The organism is Actinomadura rifamycini DSM 43936 (assembly GCF_000425065.1).
In the GTDB taxonomy this organism is placed as follows: Bacteria; Actinomycetota; Actinomycetes; order Streptosporangiales; family Streptosporangiaceae; genus Spirillospora; species Spirillospora rifamycini.
In genome coordinates this window covers 120,752-126,917 of record NZ_AULB01000027.1, presented here as the reverse complement: position 1 = coordinate 126,917, position 6,166 = coordinate 120,752, and the positions used below count along the sequence as shown (strand labels likewise).

Below are 6,166 nucleotides of genomic sequence, written 5' to 3'. Positions count from 1 at the left end.
TTCGTCCTGAGCCAGGATCAAACTCTCCATTAAGGTCTTACCGACCCTTCGGGGGCGAACCCGAAGAGCCAAACCTTGGAAACAATCCCGGCAATGCACCACTCGGGTGCTTGCCTCAAAGAAATCCCCAGCCTCACAACCCCTCGAAGAGGGGATGCAGGGCCTCGGGGGTGATCCGGCCTGCCGACCGAATCGTTAAAGGCACTGGCTTTTAACACGCTGTTGAGTTCTCAAGAAACGGACACCCACCGCGCTCGGACCCGCTCTCGCGGCCCTCGCTCCGGGGCAACCCTTCTACTGTATCCGATCCGCCCGGTTTGTCAACCTCTGGGTGGTTCGGCCCTCCTTGTCCCGTTTTGGGTGCGACGGATCGCACCCGCTTCGGTGTCTGGAGGTTCCCCCCGGGCCGGCCGCCGTCTCCGGCGTCCCGCTCCCCCGTGGGGCGTGTAGAACATTAGGACGCCCCGGCAGGACCGTCAAATCGGCGCTAGACCACGCCAAAGCCCAGCTCAGGCAAGGGTTTCGGGCCACTCGAGCGGGTTTCCGTGACCTCACCGTGACGTGTATTTCCCCAACTTTTGGGCAGGCATGACGAACGCCCGCCCGGAGCGGACTCCGGACGGGCGTTCGGCGGGCGTTCAGGCCCCGGTCACCTCGATGCCTCCGACGTTGCGCTTGCCCCGTCGCAGGACGAGGTAGCGCCCGTGCAGGAGGTCGGTGGAGGCGGGAACCGCGTCCTCCGATTCGACCTTCGCGTTGTTGAGGTACGCGCCGCCTTGGGCGACCGCGCGCCGCGCCTCCGACTTGCTCTTGCACAGACCGGACGCCACGAACAGGTCCACGATCGGCGGGAGCTCTCCCTTGGCGACGTGCGCCGACGGCACCTCGGCGAGGGCTGCGCCGAGGGTGCGTTCGTCCAGTTCCTCAAGGGCCCCCTGCCCGAACAGGGCACGGGACGCCGCGACTACGCGGGCGGTCTCGTCCGCCCCGTGGACCAGCGTGGTCATCTCCTCGGCCAGCGCGCGCTGCGGCGCGCGGGCGGCGGGGCGCTCGGCGCCCTGCTTGACGAGGTCGTCGATCTCCTCGCGGGAGCGGAAGCTGAAGACCTTGAGGTACTTCTCGACGTCGCGGTCGTCCGCGTTGAACCAGAACTGGTAGAAGGCGTACGGCGAGGTCAGGTCCGGGTCGAGCCAGTAGGTCTCGCCGCCGGCCGTCTTGCCGAACTTGGAGCCGTCGGCCTTGGTGAGCAGCGGCGTGGTGAGGGCGTGCGCGGCCCCTCCCTCGACGCGGCGGATGAGGTCGACGCCGGCGGTGAGGTTGCCCCACTGGTCGCTGCCGCCCGTCTGCAGGCGGCAGCCGTACCGCCGGTACAGCTCCAGGTAGTCCATCGACTGGAGCAGGACGTAGCTGAACTCGGTGTAGCTCATGCCGGTGCTCTCGAGGCGGGTCTTGACCGTCTCGCGAGCGAGCATCCGGTTGACTGGGAAGTGCTTGCCGACGTCCCGCAGGAACTCGATGGCGGTCATGGGGCCGGTCCAGTCGAGGTTGCTGACCATCGTCGCGCCGGTGGGGCCCTCGTCGAAGTCGAGGAAGCGGGACACCTGGCCGCGGATGCGCTCGACCCAGCCGGCGACGGTCTCCTGCGAGTTGAGGACGCGCTCGGCGCTCTTGCCGCTGGGGTCGCCGATCAGTCCGGTGGCGCCGCCGACGAGGCCGATGGGCCGGTGGCCCGCCTGCTGGAAGCGGCGCAGCGTGAGGATCTGGATCAGGTTGCCCAGGTGCAGGGACGGCGCGGTCGGGTCGAACCCGCAATAGAGCGTGACCGGCCCCGCGGCGAGCAGCGCCCGCAGATCGTCCTGATCGGTGGACTGCGCGATCAGATCACGCCACGCGAGGTCGTCCAGGATGTCGGTCACGTTCTTCCTCGTCTCCTGTCTGTCTTCCCTGGCAGTTTGCCCTGGCGGAGGCATGTGACGCCAACGATATTCAACGGCCGCCGACGAAGCCGCGGGCGGGGACGAACACGCGGTGCCCTGAGGCGAAGGTCACCTGGACGCCCGTCTCGTCCCAGCGGGCGGACTCGATCTCCGGACGTCCGCCGAAATCGACGCGGACGTAGTGGCCGTAGGAGAGGCCCGGGTCCCGGCCGGTGTAGAGCTCGTACGCCTTGTGGCGGCCGAAGAGCGGGCTGCTCCTCTCGATGACCGCGGCGTAGTGCACGGACCCGTCCTCGTACCGGACGGACGACGGCTGCCGTACGGCCTCGCCGATCTCGGAGGTGCGGTGGAACGGGCCGTCGACGAGGACGACGGCGAGCAGCACGGCGAACGCGAGCCATCCGAGCACGGCGGCGCGGCGGCGGGGGCGCGGGGGCGGCGGCGGGGCGATCATCGGGACGCGGCGGGCTTCCGGTTGCGCGGGACGTGGGCGCGGTACGGGGAGACGTACGGGTCCGCGTCGATCCAGAACCGCCAGGGGACGTCCTTGGCGGCGTTCACGCCGGTGCGGGGGCCCCGCCGGACGCGTCCGGGGTCGGGGGGATCGCCATGGTGGACGGTCAGTTCGCCGCCGGGGGTGCAGATGTCCAGGCCGTTCTGCTCGCGGGCGATGCCGAGGGCTTCGCAGAGGCGGGCGGGGCCGCGGGCGAGGTCCCGGACGGTCGAGCGGGGGCGGCGCGCGCGGGCCGTCTCCTCCCCCTCGATGATCTCGCCGGCGCGGAGGAGGACGGCGGAGGAAGTCCCGTCGGGGCCGCACACGAGGTTCATGCAGAAGTGCATGCCGTAGGTGAAGTAGACGTAGGCGTGGCCGGGCGGGCCGAACATGACCTCGTTGCGGGCCGTCCGTCCGCGGTAGGCGTGCGACGCGGGATCGAGGGGGCCCGCGTACGCCTCGACCTCGGTCAGCCGCACGGCGACGTCGCCGTCGGGGGTGCGGTGCCGCAGGACGTGTCCGAGGAGTGCGGGCGCGATCTCGTCGACCGGGCCGTCGAAGAAGTCGCGTGGCAGGAGCGCCGCGTCCATCGCCTCACCGTGCTCGTAGGGGATCCGACGGTTCGCCAGCCTAGGGCGCTTCGGGACCGTTCGGACCGTCCTCGGGGGGGTCGGTCCGAACGGTCCCTGGTGCTCGTGCCGTCAGGCGTCGGCGCCGGTGGCCCAGGCGGCGTGCTCGTTGACCTGGGCGCGCAGGGCGGTGATCTGGTCGCGGACGCGGTCGGGGGCGGTGCCGCCGTGGGCCTTGCGGGACGCGAGGGCGCCGGGGACGTTGAGGACCTCGCGGACGTCGGGCGTCAGGTGCGGCGACACCTTGATCAGCTCGTCGTCGGTGAGGTCGTCGAAGTCCTTGTCGTTGACCTGGCACCACACGACGAGGTGGCCGACGACCTCGTGGGCGTCGCGGAAGGCGACGCCGCGCCGGACGAGCAGTTCGGCGAGGTCGGTGGCGAGGGCGAAGCCGTCGGCGGCGGTGGCCTCGAGGCGCTCGGTGTTGACGCGCATGGTGGCGATGAGGCCGGACATGGCGGGCAGGACGAGCAGGAGCGTCTCGACGGCGTCGAAGGCGCCTTCCTTGTCCTCCTGCAGGTCGCGGTTGTAGGTGAGCGGCAGGCCCTTGAGGGTCGTCAGGAGGCCGACGAGGTGGCCGATGAGGCGGCCGGCCTTGCCGCGGGCGAGTTCGGCGACGTCGGGGTTCTTCTTCTGCGGCATGATCGACGACCCGGTGGCGTAGGTGTCGTCCATCTCGATCCAGCGGAACTCCTGCGACGCCCAGAGGCAGACCTCCTCGCCGAGGCGGGAGAGGTGGACGCCGACGAGCGCGGCGGCGAAGAGGAATTCGGCGACGAAGTCGCGGTCGGCGACGGCGTCCATGGAGTTGGGCGCGGCGGCGTCGAACCCGAGTTCGGCGGCGGTGGCCTGCGGGTCGAGCGGCAGGGAGGACCCGGCGAGGGCGCCGGAGCCGAGCGGGGACACCGCGGTGCGGCGGTCCCAGTCGCGGAGCCGGTCGATGTCGCGGGTGAGCGGCTGGACGTGCGCGAGCAGCTGGTGCGAGAACAGGACGGGCTGCGCGTGCTGCAGGTGCGTCATGCCGGGGGCGGCGACGCCGAGGTTGTGCTCGGCCTGGGCGATCAGCGCGGTCTCCAGCTCGACGAGCCGGGAGACGATCTGGCGGGCGTGGTCGCGCAGGTAGAGGCGCAGGTCGGTGGCGACCTGGTCGTTGCGGCTGCGGCCGGCGCGGAGCTTGCCGCCGAGGGCGCCGAGCCGTTCCAGCAGGCCGCGCTCGAGGGCGGTGTGGACGTCCTCGTCGGCGACGGCGGGACGGAACTCGCCGGTGCGGCACGCCTCCTCGAGGTCGTCCAGGGCACCGATCATGCGCTCGAGCTCGTCGTCGGTGAGCAGTCCCGCCCGGTTGAGGACGCGGGCGTGTGCGCGCGAGCCCATGAGGTCGTAGGGGGCGAGCCGCCAGTCGAACTGGACGCTCACCGAGAGCCGGGCGAGCGCGTCCGACGGGCCGCCCTCGAACCGGCCGCCCCACAGCCGCGTCGGTGCCTTGGTCACGGAATTTCCTCTTCTTCCCACCATGTCGATTCGTTCGTCGGCCGTTCCGCGCGCCGTGCCGGCGTGCGCCGTGCCGGCGTGCGCCGTTGGCGCGCGCGGGCACCGCGGTGGACGGCGTCCCCACAGCGTACGGGCTGCGGGGCCGCCGGGCGGGACGGCCCGTTCGGTGCAGGGGCGTCGGCCCCTAGCTTCGTCGTTCCCGGCCTTCGGTCAGCTTGAGGAGCGACTGGGCGACGTCGTCGCCGCCGTTGGGGTCGCGGGCGATGACGAGGATGGAGTCGTCGCCCGCGACGGTGCCGAGGATCGTGGACCACTCGGCGTGGTCGATGGCCGAGGCGAGGTACTGGGCGGCGCCGGGCGGGGTCCGCACGATGACGAGGTTGGCAGACGCCTCGGCGGACACGAGCAGTTCGGCGGCGAGCCGGGTGAGCCGTCCGGTGAAGGTCTCGGCGGAGCCGGTGCGGGCCCGCGGGATCCGCTGGCCGCCCTCGCCGGGGACGGCGTAGATGAGGCTGCCGTCGTCGCCGCGGAGCCGGACGGCGCCGATCTCGACGAGGTCGCGCGAGAGGGTGGCCTGGGTGACCTCGACGCCCTCGTCGCCGAGCAGTTTCGCCAGCTCGCCCTGGGAGTGGACGGGGTGGCGGGTGAGCAGCTCGATCACCCGGGCGTGCCGCGCGGCCTTGGTCATCGGCGTGTTCACCCGGATCGCTCCAGCAGCCAGACGAGCAGCGCCTTCTGGGCGTGCAGGCGGTTCTCGGCCTCGTCCCAGACGCGGCTGCGCGGGCCGTCGAGGACGGACGCGGCGATCTCCTTGCCGCGGTAGGCGGGCAGGCAGTGCAGGACGATCGCGTCGCCGGCGGCGCGGGCGAGGAGGTCCTCGGTGACGGCGTAGGGCTCGTAGAGCGCGGTGTCCTTGCCGTCCTGGCCCATGGAGACCCAGGTGTCGGTGGCGAGGACGTCGGCGCCGTCGGCGGCCGCGGCGGGGTCGTCGGTGACGGTGACGGAGCCGCCGGTGTCGGCGGCGATCTCGGTGGCGCGCTTGACGACGGCGGGGTCGGGCGGCAGGGACGCGGGGGCGCCGACGCGGACGTGCATGCCGGCGGTGGCGCAGCCGAGGAGGTAGGAGTGCGCCATGTTGTTGGCGCCGTCGCCGAAGTAGGCGAGGACGGTGCCGGCGAGGTCGCCGCGGTGCTCCCGGACGGTCTGCAGGTCGGCGAGGATCTGGCAGGGGTGGTACTCGTCGGTGAGGGCGTTGACGACCGGGACGGTGGTGCCCGCGGCCATCTCCTCGATGCGCTCCTGCCCGGCGGTGCGCCACACGATGGCGCTGACCTGCCGTTCGAGGACGCGGGCGGTGTCGGCGATGGTCTCGCCGCGGCCGAGCTGGCTGGTGCCGGCGTCCATGACGAGCGGGTTGCCGCCGAGTTCGGCGATGCCGGCGGTGAACGAGAGCCGGGTGCGGGTGGACGGCTTGTCGAACAGCACGGCGACGGACCGGGGGCCCTCGAGGGGCCGGTACCCGAACCGGTCCGCCTTGACGCGGGCGGCCAGTTCGAGGACTTCGGCCTGTTCGGCCGGGGTGAGGTCGTCGTCGCGCAGGAAGTGCCTGGTCATCG

The 6,166-nt window shown here is 71.9% G+C and carries 6 protein-coding genes; all 6 read right to left on the bottom strand.

Translation table 11 applies throughout. The features are described 5' to 3' along the window. Positions 1-638 precede the first annotated feature (638 nt). The gene (gene tyrS, locus H505_RS0125245) at positions 639-1,916 is read right to left on the bottom strand and encodes a tyrosine--tRNA ligase (RefSeq protein ID WP_026404207.1); all 1,278 of its coding nucleotides are present in this window, start codon (positions 1,914-1,916) and stop codon (positions 639-641) included. Positions 1,917-1,986: 70 nt separating this feature from the next. Beyond that, on the bottom strand, positions 1,987-2,391 hold the full coding sequence (locus H505_RS0125240) for a hypothetical protein (RefSeq protein WP_051301132.1): 405 nt from the start codon (positions 2,389-2,391) through the stop codon (positions 1,987-1,989). Continuing rightward, positions 2,388-3,020, bottom strand: coding sequence for a DNA-3-methyladenine glycosylase (locus tag H505_RS0125235; protein WP_026404205.1), 633 nt, complete (start codon positions 3,018-3,020; stop codon positions 2,388-2,390). Before H505_RS0125235 ends, H505_RS0125240 begins: the two co-directional genes overlap by 4 nt. A gap of 111 nt (positions 3,021-3,131) precedes the next feature. Next, positions 3,132-4,550 carry an argininosuccinate lyase gene (gene argH, locus H505_RS0125230; protein ID WP_026404204.1) on the bottom strand — a complete coding sequence of 473 codons (1,419 nt, stop codon included), beginning with the start codon at positions 4,548-4,550 and terminating at the stop codon, positions 3,132-3,134. A gap of 184 nt (positions 4,551-4,734) precedes the next feature. Beyond that, positions 4,735-5,238: an arginine repressor gene (locus H505_RS0125225; protein WP_034519757.1), complete on the bottom strand. Its 504-nt coding sequence runs from the start codon at positions 5,236-5,238 to the stop codon at positions 4,735-4,737. An 8-nt stretch (positions 5,239-5,246) separates the two neighbouring features. Continuing rightward, positions 5,247-6,164: an ornithine carbamoyltransferase gene (argF, locus tag H505_RS0125220; protein WP_026404202.1), complete on the bottom strand. Its 918-nt coding sequence runs from the start codon at positions 6,162-6,164 to the stop codon at positions 5,247-5,249. Between the last annotated feature and the right edge of the window lie 2 nt (positions 6,165-6,166).